General features: G+C 33.7%; 18 protein-coding genes and 1 pseudogene. 18 read left to right on the top strand and 1 reads right to left on the bottom strand.

What is annotated here, in order from left to right:
- The 18 genes and pseudogenes from NIL_RS05225 (at nucleotide 1) to NIL_RS05145 (ending at nucleotide 14,403) form a co-directional block, all read left to right on the top strand.
- The gene (locus NIL_RS05225) at nucleotides 1-1,806 is read left to right on the top strand and encodes a menaquinone biosynthesis decarboxylase (protein WP_187648596.1); all 1,806 of its coding nucleotides are present in this window, start codon (nucleotides 1-3) and stop codon (nucleotides 1,804-1,806) included.
- 2 nt (nucleotides 1,807-1,808) lie between these two features.
- Nucleotides 1,809-2,267, top strand: coding sequence for a methylated-DNA--[protein]-cysteine S-methyltransferase (locus tag NIL_RS05220; RefSeq protein ID WP_187646770.1), 459 nt, complete (start codon nucleotides 1,809-1,811; stop codon nucleotides 2,265-2,267).
- Nucleotides 2,246-2,491: an RNA-binding S4 domain-containing protein gene (locus tag NIL_RS05215; protein ID WP_187646769.1), complete on the top strand. Its 246-nt coding sequence runs from the start codon at nucleotides 2,246-2,248 to the stop codon at nucleotides 2,489-2,491. Before NIL_RS05220 ends, NIL_RS05215 begins: the two co-directional genes overlap by 22 nt.
- Complete coding sequence (locus NIL_RS05210) at nucleotides 2,492-3,682, top strand: cation:proton antiporter (protein WP_187646768.1); 1,191 nt, start codon at nucleotides 2,492-2,494, stop codon at nucleotides 3,680-3,682.
- The gene (gene trpD / locus NIL_RS05205; protein WP_187646767.1) at nucleotides 3,682-4,671 is read left to right on the top strand and encodes an anthranilate phosphoribosyltransferase; all 990 of its coding nucleotides are present in this window, start codon (nucleotides 3,682-3,684) and stop codon (nucleotides 4,669-4,671) included. Before NIL_RS05210 ends, trpD begins: the two co-directional genes overlap by 1 nt.
- 352 nt (nucleotides 4,672-5,023) lie before the next feature.
- Nucleotides 5,024-5,437, top strand: coding sequence for a tRNA (adenosine(37)-N6)-threonylcarbamoyltransferase complex ATPase subunit type 1 TsaE (gene tsaE / locus NIL_RS05200; protein WP_187646766.1), 414 nt, complete (start codon nucleotides 5,024-5,026; stop codon nucleotides 5,435-5,437).
- Nucleotides 5,430-6,152, top strand: a complete 723-nt coding sequence (gene lptB, locus NIL_RS05195) for an LPS export ABC transporter ATP-binding protein (RefSeq protein ID WP_187646765.1) — start codon at nucleotides 5,430-5,432, stop codon at nucleotides 6,150-6,152. Before tsaE ends, lptB begins: the two co-directional genes overlap by 8 nt.
- A 24-nt stretch (nucleotides 6,153-6,176) precedes the next feature.
- Nucleotides 6,177-6,929, top strand: a complete 753-nt coding sequence (locus NIL_RS05190) for a TIGR02757 family protein (protein ID WP_197972043.1) — start codon at nucleotides 6,177-6,179, stop codon at nucleotides 6,927-6,929.
- A gap of 102 nt (nucleotides 6,930-7,031) precedes the next feature.
- Entirely contained in the window at nucleotides 7,032-7,715 is a 684-nt protein-coding gene (locus tag NIL_RS05185; RefSeq protein ID WP_187646764.1) for a F0F1 ATP synthase subunit A, read from the top strand.
- A gap of 8 nt (nucleotides 7,716-7,723) precedes the next feature.
- Nucleotides 7,724-7,987 (top strand): hypothetical protein, encoded by a 264-nt coding sequence (locus NIL_RS05180; protein ID WP_187646763.1) that lies wholly within the window; start codon nucleotides 7,724-7,726, stop codon nucleotides 7,985-7,987.
- Nucleotides 7,980-8,540: a thiamine phosphate synthase gene (locus NIL_RS05175; protein ID WP_187646762.1), complete on the top strand. Its 561-nt coding sequence runs from the start codon at nucleotides 7,980-7,982 to the stop codon at nucleotides 8,538-8,540. The genes NIL_RS05180 and NIL_RS05175 overlap by 8 nt, the downstream gene beginning before the upstream one ends.
- Nucleotides 8,541-8,543: 3 nt before the next feature.
- Nucleotides 8,544-8,612: pseudogene (locus NIL_RS11140) on the top strand (SEC-C metal-binding domain-containing protein); the annotation flags it as partial.
- Between the two features lie 15 nt (nucleotides 8,613-8,627).
- Nucleotides 8,628-8,942 (top strand): YchJ family protein, encoded by a 315-nt coding sequence (locus NIL_RS05170; protein ID WP_370686700.1) that lies wholly within the window; start codon nucleotides 8,628-8,630, stop codon nucleotides 8,940-8,942.
- Between the two features lie 57 nt (nucleotides 8,943-8,999).
- Complete coding sequence (gatB, locus tag NIL_RS05165; protein WP_370686706.1) at nucleotides 9,000-10,460, top strand: Asp-tRNA(Asn)/Glu-tRNA(Gln) amidotransferase subunit GatB; 1,461 nt, start codon at nucleotides 9,000-9,002, stop codon at nucleotides 10,458-10,460.
- Nucleotides 10,457-12,049, top strand: coding sequence for an ion transporter (locus tag NIL_RS05160; RefSeq protein ID WP_187646760.1), 1,593 nt, complete (start codon nucleotides 10,457-10,459; stop codon nucleotides 12,047-12,049). Before gatB ends, NIL_RS05160 begins: the two co-directional genes overlap by 4 nt.
- Complete coding sequence (locus tag NIL_RS05155; RefSeq protein ID WP_187646759.1) at nucleotides 12,030-12,755, top strand: potassium channel family protein; 726 nt, start codon at nucleotides 12,030-12,032, stop codon at nucleotides 12,753-12,755. Before NIL_RS05160 ends, NIL_RS05155 begins: the two co-directional genes overlap by 20 nt.
- Before the next feature lie 8 nt (nucleotides 12,756-12,763).
- Nucleotides 12,764-13,648, top strand: a complete 885-nt coding sequence (locus tag NIL_RS05150; protein WP_187646758.1) for an NAD(P)H-dependent glycerol-3-phosphate dehydrogenase — start codon at nucleotides 12,764-12,766, stop codon at nucleotides 13,646-13,648.
- Nucleotides 13,645-14,403 carry an HDOD domain-containing protein gene (locus NIL_RS05145; protein WP_187646757.1) on the top strand — a complete coding sequence of 253 codons (759 nt, stop codon included), beginning with the start codon at nucleotides 13,645-13,647 and terminating at the stop codon, nucleotides 14,401-14,403. Before NIL_RS05150 ends, NIL_RS05145 begins: the two co-directional genes overlap by 4 nt.
- On the opposite strand, the gene NIL_RS05140 is transcribed toward NIL_RS05145, so the two are convergent.
- A complete protein-coding gene (locus tag NIL_RS05140) occupies nucleotides 14,390-15,343 on the bottom strand; it encodes an NAD(P)-binding domain-containing protein (protein ID WP_187646756.1) in 954 nt (317 codons plus the stop codon). The genes NIL_RS05145 and NIL_RS05140 overlap by 14 nt on opposite strands.
- Between the last annotated feature and the right edge of the window lie 23 nt (nucleotides 15,344-15,366).

Genomic DNA, 15,366 nt, shown 5'->3' with positions numbered 1-15,366 from the left:
ATAGATAATGTTATAGAGTTTTTAAAAGAAGAGGGCGGTTTAAGGGTTATAGAAGATGAGCTAGATGTAAATCTTGAGATTCCTCATATAGCCTATATTGAAGTAAAAAAGGAGATTTCTAAACCTGTACTTTTTACAAATCCGGTAGATAGAGAGCTTGGCGTAAAATATGATATGCCCGTTTTAATGAATATATTTGCCAATTTTGAACTGACAACTAAGATTTTAGGACGACATCCTGATCTAATTGCAAAAGAGATAGAAGAGCTACTCCATCTAAAACCTCCAAGAAGCTTTGGCGATAAAATCTCACTGATAATGAAGCTTTTTAAACTAAAAAACGTTTTTCCTAAAAGATTGGATGGTAGAGGTATTTGTCAAGAAAGAGAGCTTCCTTTAGATCTTGATAGATTGCCGATTTTAAAAACTTGGCCAAAAGATGGCGGTAAGTTTATAACGATGGGGCAGGTTTATACAATAAGTCTTGATGGAGATATGCAAAATCTTGGAATGTATAGACTACAGCAATACTCAAAAACCAAGTTAGGGATGCACTGGCAGATCCATAAAGACGGCGCCCACTTTTTTCATGAGTACAAAAAAGCCGGAAAAAAAATGCCTGTTACCGTAGCGATAGGAGGAGATCCTCTCTATATCTGGTGTGGGCAGGCTCCTTTGCCTCACGGTATATTCGAGCTTTTGATGTATGGCTTTATAAGAGGAGAAAATCCAAGACTTGTAAAATCTTTAACAAACGATATCTATATACCGGAAGATGTGGATATAGTTATAGAAGGGTATGTGGATCCAAACATTTTTGAGATTGAGGGGCCTTTTGGAGATCATACCGGATACTATACTCTAAAAGAGTCTTTTCCCGTAATGGAAGTTACAAAGATAACTTCAAAAGAAAAACCTGTTTTTCAAGCTACCGTTGTAGGAAAACCGCCTCTTGAAGATAAATATATGGGTTGGGGAACAGAAAGAATTTTCTTGCCGCTTCTAAAAACTACCGCACCTGATCTCATCGATTATCATATGCCAGAAAACGGAGTTTTTCATAACTTAATATTAGCTAATATGAAAGTTATGTATCCTGGTCACGCTAAGCAGTTCATGCACGCATTTTGGGGAGTTGGACAGATGAGTTTTGTTAAACACGCTATATTTATGGGTGAAGACTCTCCTAAGCTTACCGATTATGAAAATGTGGCTACATATATTTTAGATAGAGTGAGTAAAGAAAATATCTTAATCAGCGAAGGCGTTATAGATCACTTAGACCATGCAAGCGACATTCAGTTTGTTGGTGGAAAACTTGGTATCGATGCTACTAAAGAGCCTATAAAAGAGCTTGGGATCGAACTTTTGAAAGATGAAGAGCTTCTAGAGGTGATGCAAAATATAGATAAAAACGTAAAAGCTCTTAAACAGTATAAAAAAGAGACGAAAAATCCTATAGTAGTAATAACTTATGATAAAAAAAGGAGCGTAAAAGAGTTTTTCAAAGATATAAAAGAGCTAAATAAATATCTAAAGATTTTAGTAGTTGTTGATGAGAAAAATAACGATTTGGAAAATCCTTATATGTTGATTTGGAGAGTTGTAAACAATATAGATGCAAAAAGAGATATAGTTTTAGAGCCATTTATCATGGTAGATGCTACAAACAAAAATGAGCTTGACGGCTTCAAAAGGGAATGGCCCGATGATGTGTTGTGTGATAAAAAGGTAATAGAGGATTTACAAAAAAGAGGTTTGATTGAGACTAATGAAGAATTTATAAAAAAATTCGGACTATTATAAAAGTGTATATAGACTATTTCGATTCATTTATAGGGACTCTTAAGATATCAGCAGGTAATAGATTTTTATATAATATAGAATTAGTAGAAAAAAAGGAGCAGATAAAACCAAACGAAATTACGGAGATTACAAAACTTTGGTTTAATAACTATTTTGAAAAAAAACAGCCTTTATGGCTACCTCCTTTGAAACCTTTTAAAACGTCATATACACAAAAAGTTATCGATACAGTCTTAAATATCCCTTTTGGTAAATGTTTAAGCTACTCTGAAGTAGCAAAAATGGTAAAATCACCACATAGTTATAGAGCCGTGGCTATGACGATGAAAAGAAATCCTTATATGATCATCGTTCCTTGTCACAGAGTAGTTGCCAAAGAGACGATAGGGGGATATAACGGCGGGATTGAGATAAAAAGAAAACTTTTGGAGTTTGAAAAGTGCGAATCGATAAATTTATGAATGCGGTCAATATCGTTAAAAGAAGGGCCGTAGCTCAAGATATGATCACAAACAATGTGGTTTTTTTAAACGGTGTGTTGGTAAAACCGAGTAAAGAGGTAAAAATAGGAGATAAAATAACGATAAAATATCTAAAAGGAGAAAAAAGTTATATAGTTTTAAAGATACCAGAAACCAAAACTATTCCAAAAAGCAAAATGGATGAATATGTAAGAGAGGTGTAGATGCAGCCACACGATTTTTTTCTAGTAATTTTAATAGTACTTTTTAGTGCAAGACTTTTTGGAGAGATTTTTAGGAAACTCTCTTTACCTCCGGTTTTAGGTGAACTGCTTGCCGGACTTATCTTAGGACCCTCTTTTTTTGGATTTATTGAATTAAGTGAAGTTTTAAAACTTTTAGCCGAGATAGGGATAATTTTACTTCTTTTTGAAGTAGGATTGGAAACTGACCTAAAAAGGTTAATGAAAACAGGCTGGATGTCTGTTTTTGTTGCGATTTCTGGATTTGTTTTGCCTTTTATTTTTGGAACGGCCGTTTCGTACTACTTTTTCGGTTTTGATATCGTAGTTTCAATGTTTATAGGAGGAACGATAACCGCAACAAGTATCGGTATAACCGTAAGAGTTTTGCAAGATCTAAAAAAACGCGATTCTCTAGAAGGAGAACTAGTTATAGGAGCCGCAGTTTTAGACGATATTTTAGGCGTTATACTTTTAGCTTTGTTATATGAGTTTTCAAGTGCTGGAGAGGTTAGTTTAGTTCATGCCTCAAAAGTTTTTCTCTTTATAGTCGGATTTTTCATAATTGCGCCTATTGCTGCAAAGGTAATGGCATATCTCATCAAAAAGTATCATGATACAAACAAGATTCCCGGGCTCCTTCCAACTTCCGTTTTTATGTTAGTTCTCTTTTTCGCTTGGCTTGCTCACAAAGTAGGAGCGCCAGAGATCATAGGCGGCTTTGCGGCCGGGCTTGCTTTATCTAGAAGATTTTTCCTACCTTTTGGAATAGCTCTTGCTCACGATGTTAAGTTTTCTCAAAAACTTGAAAACGAGATAAAACCTTTAGTTTATGTCTTTACTCCTTTTTTCTTTGTCGCTGTAGGTCTTTCGATGAACCTAAAAGAGATAGCCTGGGGTGAGCCTTATATTTGGCTACTTTTTGGAACTATTTTTATATTGGCTATTATAGGCAAAATTATAGGAGCTATGTTTATCCCATTAGAGATGAAAAAGAGGCTTATAGTTGGTGTCTCTATGGTTCCAAGAGGGGAAGTGGGTTTAATCTTTGCTGAAATGGGAAGAGTGACTAATATCTTAGATAACGTAACATACGCCGCCTTAGTTTTAGTTATAATAGCAACGACAATAATACCTCCTTTTATCATAAAATACCTATATAAGGATGATTGATGGATTATAAAGAGGCTTATGAGAGATTTACCGAACTTTTTGAAAACAGAATGGATGAAAAGGATGCGAAAGAGTTTTTAATCTCTTTATATGAAAAGGGCGAATCTCCAGAAGAGATTGCCGCTGCCGCTAGTGTTATGAGAGAACACTCTATCAAACTTCCAGTAAGCGAAGATTTAAGAGAAAAACTAATAGACGTGGTAGGTACCGGAGGCGATAAGAGCGGAAGTTTCAACGTATCAAGTACTGTAGCTATTTTGCTTGCATCTCTTGGAAGTTTTGTTGCAAAGCATGGAAACAGAAGCATTACTAGTAAAAGCGGAAGTGCGGATATGCTAGAAGCTTTGGGAATAAATCTTAATCTATCCCCACAAAACCAGGTCAAAATGCTTGAAAAGACCGGTTTTTGTTTTATTTTTGCCATCAACCATCATCCGGCTATGAAATTTATCATGCCTATAAGAAAAACTCTTCCCCATAGAACGATTTTTAATATATTGGGACCTCTAACAAATCCGGCGGGGGCCAAAAAATATCTTTTAGGGGTTTTTGATAGAAGTTTTATACCTAAAATTGCCAAGGCTTTAAGTTTGATCGATACAAAAAAGGCGATCATTGTCAGTAGTAAGGATGGTATGGATGAGATAAGCGTAAGTGATATAACATATGCCGCTAAAGTAGAAATGAGTGATATAGAAGAGTTTATAATCGATCCTAGAAAAGTAGGTATTCCTTTTTCACCATTTGAAGCGATTTTAGGTGGAGACGCTAAAGAGAATGCTAAAATTACCAAGGATATTTTAAGTGGAGAACTAAAGGGTGCAAAGCTTGATATTGTTTTGCTAAATACAGCTGCAGCACTTGTAGCTGATGAGAAAGTAGGCAGTCTAGAAGAGGGTATAGAGATGGCAAAAGAGGCTATTGAAAGTAAAAAGGCAATTAAAAAGTTAAAAGAGATTGTAGAAGTGTCGAATGAGTTAGGCAGGTAAGGCTGGTAAGGTGGTAAGAGGATAGAAGGGAATTAGAAATTAGGAAATTGGAATTAGTTAAGTAGTTAAAAAAGTTAAAACAGTTGAGTAGTAACGAAATAAGAACTACTCAACCACTCAACTACTTTACCAAATTCCTAATTTCTAATTGAATGCTCTGAAAAATTACAAAATTTCACTCAGGCGAGTTGAAATTTTTAGTAAACTAACGCTGAGAATTTTATTAAAAAGTGCTAAACAAGCGCACTTTTTTAGCCTTTTAGCTAACATAAAATTTTCAAGCTAAAATTTCAAAGTCTTCGTTCAATCTGTAATTTTTCAGAGGTCTCAATTCCGAAATTATGGAGTATCTATGGAGAAAACTTTTATTTTAGCCGAATATGAGCTGAATATTCTTTTAGATTTTTTAGATGAGAAGTTAAAAAATAACAAAATTGTGCTATTAAAAGGCAATCTAGGTAGTGGAAAAACAACTTTAGTTAAAGAGTTTGCAAAAAAAAGAGGAGTTGAGGAAGCTACTTCACCTACCTTTTCCATTCAGCAAGTTTATGAGGGAGATATTTACCATTATGATCTTTATCAAACCTCTTTTGAGAAGTTTTTAGAATTAGGACTGTTTGATGAACTTGAAAAAGAAGGAGTCCATTTTATAGAGTGGGCAGATGAAAATCTAGAAAATTTACTGAAGATGGCCGGATTTAAATATATTATTATCGATATAAAGACAAAAGAGGACAAAAGAGTTTACAAGGTATCAGATGCATAAGTTAAGAGCCGAAAATCTTAAAAAAAGAATCAAAAATACGACTATCGTCGAAGATATAACTTTGGAAGTTAACTCTAAAGAGGTTGTAGGACTTTTGGGTCCAAACGGAGCCGGTAAAACTACCACATTTTATATGATATGCGGTTTGGTTGAAGCTACAGAAGGAAAGGTCTTTTTTGATGATAAAGAGATTTCACGCCTTCCTTTGCACAAACGAGCCAATATAGGTATAGGGTATCTTCCTCAAGAATCAAGTATTTTTAAAGACTTAAGCGTAGAAGATAATCTTATGCTTGCGGCAGAGGCGGGAAAACTTGATAAAAAAAAGCGTAGAAAAAGGGTTGAAGAACTTTTGGAGCTTTTTAACATAGAGCCTATAAGACATAGAAAAGGCATAAGCCTAAGCGGTGGAGAGAGAAGAAGGTGCGAGATAGCCAGGGCTTTGGTTAATGAGCCGAAATTTTTGCTTTTGGACGAGCCTTTTGCCGGTGTGGATCCTATCGCCGTTGTAGATATCCAAAATATTATAGAACAGCTTGTTCAGATAAATATAGGAGTTTTGATAACTGATCATAACGTTAGAGAGACTTTAAGCGTATGTGACAGAGCCTATGTTATTAGAGACGGTAGGCTTTTGGCACAGGGAACTAGCGAAGAGATAGCTAAAGATCCAGAAGTTAGAAAACATTATCTGGGAGAACATTTTAAATTTTAGGAATTTAATTTGGGAATTAGGAGTTTGGAAAAATTAAAAAAATTACTTGATAAAGAAGTAGAAAAAAGAGACAATTTTTTTGAAGTAAGTTACGAAAACCCAGATCCTATTTTGATTGCAAGAAGATATCAAGATGAAAAAGTTGCTCTAATTTGCTCGCTGTTTGCTTACGGAAAAGCCTCTTTGATTGTTAGATTTTTGGATAGTCTCGATTTTTCTTTGCTGCAAGAGAGTGAAGAGAAGATAAAAAAAGAGACAAAACATTTATATTACCGTTTTCAAAACTCGTCCGACGTAGCAAATATATTTATAACATTAAAAAGAGTTTCTCAAATAGACTCTTTAGAGGATATCTTTTATAAGGGATATAAAAAAGAAAGTAGCGTAATAGACGGTTTAAGAGAAGTAATAACGCTTTTAAAAAAAGTAAATTCTTACGATTCCAAGGGCTATACTTTTTTAATCGGCAATCCTCCGCCTATGAAAAAAGTATCAACACTCTCTCCATATAAAAGATGGAATATGTTTTTAAGATGGATGGTAAGAAAAGATTGTATAGATATGGGGATTTGGAAAAAGGTAGATAAAAAAGATCTTATCATACCTCTTGATACACATACTTTTAACGTCTCAAAAAAAATTGGACTTTTGCACAGAAAAACTTGCGATTTAAAAGCTGCTCTGGAACTTACGGAAAATTTAAAAAAGTTTGATCCGCTAGATCCTGTTAAGTATGATTTCGCGATTTACAGAATAGGTCAAGAGAAGAGTGTTTAAATTTGAAATATCTTGGTTTCTTATGTTTAAATTTTAAAAAATTAATACACCATTAATCAAAAAAAAGATAAAATTTACCAAAATATTTTGTTAGGAGAAAATATGGAAGAGAGACTCTTTACGTTTTTTGGCGTAATTTCGCATGATCATACCTTTATCTTCGTAGTTCATACGCTACTAGCCGCAGTGATAGTTTTGTTGTTGGCAAAGGCTGCAACAAAATCTTTGAGAATAGTTCCTCAGGGATTGCAAAATGTAATGGAGACCTATCTTGATGGCGTTATCTCAATGGGTAGAGATGTAGTAGGCGAAACTTATGCAAGAAAATATCTGCCGCTTATTGCAACTTTAGGGCTTTTTATATTCGTTTCTAACATTATAGGTATTATTCCGGGTTTTGAATCTCCAACTGGAAACATAAACTTTACTTTGACGCTGGCTTTGATAGTTTTTATCTACTATAACTATGAAGGTATCAAAAAGAACGGTTTTGTTCACTATTTTGCTCACTTTGCCGGTCCAGTAAAATGGTTGGCTCCTTTGATGTTTCCTATCGAGATAGTTTCTCATTTATCTAGAATTATCTCATTATCTTTCAGGCTTTTTGGTAATATAAAAGGTGACGATCTTTTCTTGCTAGTACTATTGATGCTTGCTCCTTGGATAGTTCCGTTACCGGCTTTTGCAATACTTCTTTTTATGGCATTTTTGCAAACTTTTATCTTTATGATTTTGACTTACGTCTATTTAGCCGGTGCAGTACTATTGCATGAGGAATCTTTATAAGGGTTAGTTTGAAAAAAACTTTACTTGAAAACGTTATAAGTTTTCTTTTGGGGATTTTCTGGGCGCTTTTGATACTGAGCGCCCTTATCCTTTTTAAAACTTTCTATCCTTTGGGAATTCTTCCCGCACTCGTTGCTATTATACTTTCATCCGCTTTTTGGTTTATTTTGATAATTCTTTTAGAGATGGCAAATATCCAGATAGAGAAGTTAAAAGAGATAAAAAGACAGACCGAGATTTTAGAAATTATCAAAAAAAGGCTCTATGAATAATTTTTTCTCATATCTCATTACCGATCCTTTATATTACGGTAGTTCTCCTATAAAAACGAAAAAAGTTTTAAAAAAGGCTGTAAAAAGATATTCTCCCTCTATAGTTTGTCTAAGAGACAAAAAAAACAAGTTTTCTAAAAGTTTGGCGAAATCTTTTTTGGAGACTGCTAAAAATGAAAAGATACTCTCTTTTATAAACTCCGATATAAACCTGGCCTATTCGCTTGGTTTTGATGGAGTTCATCTTCCAACATCTATGATCGATAAGATAAAAGTGGCAAAAAGAAAAAAGCTTTATGTAATAGTAAGCTGCCATAATATAGATGAGATAAAAAAAGCTCAAAGGTTAGGTGCAGATATGGTTACGTTTAGTCCTATTTTTTACTCGCCCGGTAAAGGGAAACCAAAAGGGTTAAATGAGCTAAGAAAAGCTGTTTTTAAAGCAAAACTTCCCTTAATTGCCTTGGGTGGTATCGTAAGTAGATATCAGATAAACAGAGTCTATCTTAAAAAAGCTTTCGGTTTTGCATCTATAAGATATTTTGTGAGATAAGATATTAAGCTCTCTAAAAACTCTAAATGTCCCTGCGGAAGCGGTAAAAAGTATAAAGGGTGTTGTTATAGGTTTCATAAGGGCTCTTTGAGCAAAAATGCACTAGAGCTGATGAAAAGCAGATATAGCGCTTATGCTGCTGGCGAAATTGATTATATTATCAAAACCACTCATCCAAAGTCGCCTCTATTTGAAGAAAATATAATAGAGTGGAAAAAATCAATTAGAGAGTTTTCGAAGTCAAATTTTAAAAAACTAGAAATTTTGGATTTTTTTGAAAAGGAAAATGAGGCATTTGTAGAGTTTAGAGCCTATATAGACGATTTCGTTCTACATGAAAAGAGCCGTTTTAAAAAAGAGAAAAACTGGCTCTATTATGATGGAGAGTTTTTAAGTTCCTAAGTAAAAAATCTGCTAGCAATACTCTTTTAATCGCCTTTTTATCAATAGTTTTGTAAAATCAAAAGAAAATTCAAAAGGAATTTTATGGAGTTTGAAGTAGTTATCGGTTTAGAAGTACACGTCCAGTTAAATACAAAAACAAAAATGTTTTGCTCATGTCCTACAAGTTTTGCCGAAATCCAAAACAAAAACACATGTCCTACATGTCTTGCTCTTCCTGGGGCACTGCCTGTTATAAATGAAGAGGCAGTTAAAAAAGCCATGATGTTTGGTTATGCCATAAACGCAACAATAAACAAAAAATCTATTTTCAATAGAAAAAACTACTTCTATCCCGACTTGCCGAAGGGATATCAGATAAGTCAGTTTGAGATACCCATAGTTGAAAACGGATATCTTTTTATAGATAAAGAGGATGGCAGCAAAAGAAAGATTGGTATAACAAGAGCCCATCTTGAAGAGGATGCCGGTAAAAATATCCACGAGGGCGAAATAAGTAAAGTGGACTTAAACAGAGCCGGAACTCCCCTTTTGGAAATAGTCAGCGAGCCTGATATCAGAAGTAGTGAAGAGGCGGTTCAGTATCTAAAAAAATTGCATGCAATAGTTAGGTACCTCAATATCAGCGATGCAAATATGCAAGAGGGCTCTTTTAGATGTGATGCTAACGTATCTATCAGACCTAAAGGCGATGATAAACTATATACCAGAGTGGAGATCAAAAACCTAAACTCTTTTAGATTTATCCAAAAAGCTATAGAGTATGAAGTAGAACGCCATATAGAAGCTTGGGAAGATGGAGTTTATGAACAAGAGATAGTTCAAGAGACAAGACTTTTTGATTCTCAAAAGGGTGTTACTAGAAGTATGAGAGGTAAAGAGGAGAGTGCAGATTACAGATATTTTCCAGATCCGGATCTCTTGCCGGTGGTAATTCCTGATGAGTTTTTTAACGAGACTAAAAATATTCCCGAACTTCCAGACGAAAAAGAGGAGAGATTTATAAAAGATTACGGTATCAGAGCTTATGATGCCACTTTAATAGCCGGTTCTATTGAAATGGCTAACTTTTTCGAGGAAATGCTAAAAGAAGATATTGATGCCAAAAATGCGGTTACTTGGTTAACTGTTGAATTAGCGGCGAGACTAAACAAAGCAGGAGTTGATATAGACAACTCTCCGGTTGATGCTAAAAAACTGGCCAAACTGGTAAAAAGAATAGAGGATAAAACAATAAGCGGAAAAGCCGCAAAAGATGTTTTAGACTATCTGATGGAAAATGATGTAGAGGTAGATGATGCGATCGATAAGCTGGGTCTTAAACAGATAAGTGACGAAGGCGCTATCGTTGCGATGATTGATGAGATTTTAGCTAGTAACGAAGATAAAGTACAAGAGTATAAAAACGGAAAGGAAAAACTTTTTGGATTCTTTGTAGGTCAGGTTATGAAAGCAAGTCGTGGAAAAGCAGATCCAAAGCTAGTTAATAAACTTCTCAAAGAGAGACTCTCTTCGTGAAACTATCTACGATTTTAGTCAATTTTGCCTTCCATTTGGAAGGCTCTCAAAAATATAAAAAAATAAAACTCTTTTTTAAAAATCTACTTGAAAATGATGATTATAAATATAAAAAATACTTCGATTATTTTATGATCTTTTTGATCCTCTCTAGCGTTGCTATAATCATTGAAGAGGTAAAAACTCCCATAAACAAATGGCTATATTATTACGATGTCTATTTTGTCACCGGAGTATTCTTAATCGAGTATCTATTGAGAATGTGGGTGTACAACGATTCTAGAAAAATCATAATAGATGAGTTTGAAAACTCGATTTTTTTGGAAAAAGAGTTTAATACAAAAAAAGTTTTAAAAGAGATAATCAAAAAAAAGATTGAGTACGTAACTTCTCCTCTTGCTATTATAGATCTTTTAGCTATTTTACCAAGCTATCGTGAATTAAGGATATTAAGAGTTTTTGTACTTTTTAGGGTTTTTAAACTTCTTAGATACTCTCAAAATATAACTCATTTTTTGCAAGTTTTAGCCTCGAAAAAGTTAGAGTTATTTACTCTTTTGCTTTTGGTTACTTTTGTTGTTTTGATATCGGGCATAAGCATATATGTTTTTGAAGAGCAACAAAATCCTAATATTTCCACACTTTTTGATGCGTTTTATTGGTCTTTGGTTACAATCTCTACAGTTGGATATGGAGATATAACTCCCGAAACAAAAGAGGGAAGGGCAATAACTCTTATTATCATACTTACCGGTATCGGGTTAATCTCTTTTGCCACATCAATCATAGTTTCGGCTTTTAACGAAAAGATGGATGAAGTAAAAGAGAATAGAATCTTACACAATATAAACAAACTAAATAATTTTTACATAATCTGCGGATACACGCATATGGCTGAGTTGCTAGCAAACAGACTTAAAAGGGAGAAAAAAAATTTTGTTATTTTGGATCTTAAAAAAGAAAAAACCGAAAGAGCACTCTCTAAAGGGTATTTGGCGATAACCGCGGATGCAACAAAAAAAGAGGCGTTTAAAAAGATTGATTTTAAGAGAGTAAAAGCCGTTGTTACTCTAACTGAAAAAGATATGCACAATATCTTTATATGTTTGAATGTTAGGAGTTTTAGCAGAGATGTTTTTTTAATATCACGTACTATAGATAAAAATTCGTATAAAAAGTTAAAATTGGCCGGTGCCGATTATCTCATATCTCCATACGAAACGGCAGGGATTTTTGGTGCCAAGATTATAGAACAGCCTATAGCAATAGAGGCTATAAACGATATTTTAACGGCAAAAAAGAATGCTTTGTGTGATCAAGTGGAGGTTTTAAAAGGCTCCTTTTTAGAAAATAGAAGAGTTGGTGAGATAGATCTTGGAAAATACAAACTAATTTTGCTTGGAGTAATAAGAGTTAAAGAGGGAGATTTTTCGACTGACTTAAAAAGAGAGTTTTTCTTTAATCCACCTGAAGATTTTAAATTAAAAATAAACGATATTTTGATAATTATGGGTTACAATATAAGTATAAATAACTTTAAAACTTTAGTTACGGAAAGCAGTATAAAACATGCTAGAAAAAAAAGATAAAGTATTACTTTTCGGATACGGGAAATATGGAGAGCAGATTGCAAAACAGTTGTTATATAATAATTATGAGGTATATATAGCGGAGTATGACAAAAAAAACCTAAAACGTGCCAGTATTGACGGATTTGAGCATATAATGGTCGTCGATATTGAAAACGATGATGAGCTTACGGATATATTGCTAGATAACGGTTTTAGGAAAATTTTTTGCGCCTTTGATAATGAAGAAGAAAATATATACCTAACAATTACGTTTAAAGCGATTTTCAAAAAAATAGACATTATAGCGATTTGCGAATCTAAAGAGACAGAAAGAAAACTAAAACTAGCAGGTGCCAATAAAGTTATAGATACTATGGAAGCAGCCGCAAATAGGATTTTTTTCATATTGGAAAAACAGGCGGTTACGGAAGCTATTGATCATATACTTTTTAAAGATTCGTCTTTGGCTTTCAAAGAGATTGAAATTCCACAAAACTCTTTTTTGGATGGAATAAATATAAAAGATGCAAAATTTAAAAATAGATTTGATATTATCGTTATTGGGATTGTAGATAAAGAGCTTGGAAATAAATTTACTTTCATAACAAAAGGCGTTAGCCATAAACTTGATGCCGGAGATATTTTGGTTGTAATAGGCAAAAAAGAGAGTATAGATAGATTTGAAAAAGAGTTGAAAAATAGTTCCAAAAATTATACTCATTAAGGGTAAATATGAAGATTGGTGTCATAGGTGCCGGAAAATGGGGAGAAGCGTTGCAATATGCCCTCTCAAGAAAAAATGAAGTTTATATAACTTCTAGAAGAAAAAAAGATTTGCCAAATTTTGTTTCATTTGAAGAGATAACAAAGATAGAGTATCTAGTTATAGCTCTTCCCGCTCAGATAACAAGAGTTTGGCTTCAAAATCATCCGATAGGGAAAGATAAAAAAATCTTGGTTGCTTCAAAGGGAATAGATGTAGAAACAGGTGAATTTTTAAATCAAATATATGAAAAACATCTGCCTCGTGAAAATATCTCTTTTTTAACGGGCCCATCTTTTGCTAAAGAGGTAAAAGAGGGATTACCTACCGCTCTTGTTATAAATGCATACAATCAAGATTTAGCTAAAACATTTTTCTCTGCTTTTCCCGATTTTATCAAAACATATATAAGCGATGATGTTATCGGAGCCGAGATCGCCGGGGCTTATAAAAATGTTATTGCAATTGCGGCCGGTATTTGCGACGGACTAAAGCTTGGAAACAATGCAAGAGCGTCCCTTCTAGCACGAGGTCTTGTGGAGATGGAGAGATTTGGAAGCTATTTCGGCGCTAAAATAGAAACTTTTTTAGGCCTGAGCGGTGCTGGAGATCTTTTTTTAACCGCTAGTAGTACTCTATCGAGAAATTATAGAGTAGGTCTTGGGATAGCAAAAGGAAAAAATATGAGAGAGATTTTGGATGAATTGGGTGAAGTTGCAGAAGGTGTTTATACAGCAGAAGCTATATATAAGATTTCATTACAAAAAAGTATTTATGTACCTATTGCAACAGAAGTATTTAAAGTGATCAAAGGTAAAAATCCATTAATGAGTTTAAAGGATCTCTTAAGTTGAAGCTAGATCTATCTATAATAGACGAGATAGAAAAACTTCCACCATTATCTAAAACCGTACAAAAAATAAAAGAGGCGTACGAGAATAAAAATATAACTGCAAAAGAGTTAGAAGAGATTATAAAAAATGACCCTTTGCTTGTAGCGGATATTTTAAAACTGGCAAATTCGCCTTATTACGGTTTTATGCATGAAATTTATGATTTGAGGCATGCAATAGTCCTTTTTGGATTTGAAGAGATTTTGAATTTTGCAATAATGTCCGTTATTAAAAACAGTTTTCATATAGACCTTACGCCTTACGGTATTAATGAAGAGGATTTTTTAAAACTCTCGTTAGTAAAAAGTAAATTTGTTTTATTAGCAAACGACAAAAATAGTCAGTCCCTATTAAAAAGTGCCGCTTTTTTAAGTGATATAGGTAAAATAATTATTGCAAAATATGTCAAATCAAACAATATTAATTTTTTGATTGAAGATACATTTTCATTAATAGAGATAGATAAGATAGAAGAAGAACTTTTAGGTTTTAATACGCTTGAGGTTACAGGGGCGATTTTCGAAAAATGGAATTTTGACAAAAGGCTTATAGATATAATTCTCTCTTCAAAAGAGTGCTCTAAAAACGAGATTGCAAAATCTCTTTATATTATCAGAGAAAATCTCAATATAAAAGGGGAGATATTAAAAGAACCAAAAGATGACTGCAACGGCAAAAAAAAATTTGCCGAGATTGCTAAATCTATCGGTTCTTAGTAATATAAGATGCTATTTTGTAGCCGTGGTTTAGAGCAATGGCTATGGAGCCTCCAGTTGCTGTAACTATATCTCCGGCTGCAAAAAGTCCAGGTATTTTAGTTTGAAAATTTTCGTCAACTTCTACTTTGTTGTTTACAACCTCAATTGCACACTTTTTTAAAAAATCGATCGGGGTCGTTCCTCCAATGGCGTATATGATCCTATCGTAAATTTCACTTGAATTGTTCGAAAAGTTAACTTTTGGTTTTCCATGCTCACTATCTAAAGAGTTGATATCTATTCCCATTTTTAATTTAAGCTTTCCATTTTTTACATATTCATTTATGATTTTTTCGTTTTCCGGGTTTAACCTTGTAAACTTTTCTCTTCTGTAATTAAGAGTAACTTCGTTGCTGTCAGCTAAAAAATAGGCGTATTCAGCCGCTGAGTTTCCTCCTCCCACTACTAATATTTTTTCATTTTTTGAGCATTTATCTAGATTGAAGTTGACAAACTGCTTTATTGAAGGCGGTATTTTATAACTTGGTTTGTTGGGTTTTCCCATTTTACCTATTGCAATAACCACATTTTTAGCTCTATATATTTTGTTGTCTGTCGTAAATACTTCGAAAAAATCCTCTTTTTTTTCAACTTTTTCTACTTCAGTATTAAAAAGAGTATCAATTTTGTGTCTGTCTAAAAGTTTATCGAAAAGATCCAGCGTAGTCTCTTTTGTTCCATCCATAAAAACTATTCTTCCCTCACACTCTACAGTCTGTCCCATCCAATCTTTGTCCACTCTTTTGTTATCTTTGTAGAAATTTCTTATAGTTGCAGAGTGGTTGTCGGCTTTTTCAATGAGCAAAATCTCTTTTATACCAAAAATATAACTTTCTATAGCAGTTCCTATTCCTGCCGGTCCAGCTCCTATTATCGCTATATCGAACAACTTTTTCATGGGATTCCTTATATAAAAATTTC

The organism is Nitrosophilus labii (assembly GCF_014466985.1).
Taxonomy (GTDB): Bacteria; Campylobacterota; Campylobacteria; order Campylobacterales; family Nitratiruptoraceae; genus Nitrosophilus_A; species Nitrosophilus_A labii.
The sequence above is the reverse complement of the archived record's forward strand: the minus strand, read 5'-3'. Positions and strand labels throughout refer to the sequence as shown.

What these genes read in the sequence shown, in the direction of transcription:
- NIL_RS05150 (WP_187646758.1), top strand. Translation starts at nt 12,764, where the DNA reads ATGAAGATTGGTGTCATAGGTGCCGGAAAATGGGGAGAAGCGTTGCAA.
- NIL_RS05210 (WP_187646768.1), top strand. Translation starts at nt 2,492, where the DNA reads ATGCAGCCACACGATTTTTTTCTAGTAATTTTAATAGTACTTTTTAGT.
- NIL_RS05155 (WP_187646759.1), top strand. Translation starts at nt 12,030, where the DNA reads ATGCTAGAAAAAAAAGATAAAGTATTACTTTTCGGATACGGGAAATAT.
- tsaE (WP_187646766.1), top strand. Translation starts at nt 5,024, where the DNA reads ATGGAGAAAACTTTTATTTTAGCCGAATATGAGCTGAATATTCTTTTA.
- trpD (WP_187646767.1), top strand. Translation starts at nt 3,682, where the DNA reads ATGGATTATAAAGAGGCTTATGAGAGATTTACCGAACTTTTTGAAAAC.
- lptB (WP_187646765.1), top strand. Translation starts at nt 5,430, where the DNA reads ATGCATAAGTTAAGAGCCGAAAATCTTAAAAAAAGAATCAAAAATACG.
- NIL_RS05175 (WP_187646762.1), top strand. Translation starts at nt 7,980, where the DNA reads ATGAATAATTTTTTCTCATATCTCATTACCGATCCTTTATATTACGGT.
- NIL_RS05140 (WP_187646756.1), bottom strand. Translation starts at nt 15,343, where the DNA reads ATGAAAAAGTTGTTCGATATAGCGATAATAGGAGCTGGACCGGCAGGA.
- NIL_RS05185 (WP_187646764.1), top strand. Translation starts at nt 7,032, where the DNA reads ATGGAAGAGAGACTCTTTACGTTTTTTGGCGTAATTTCGCATGATCAT.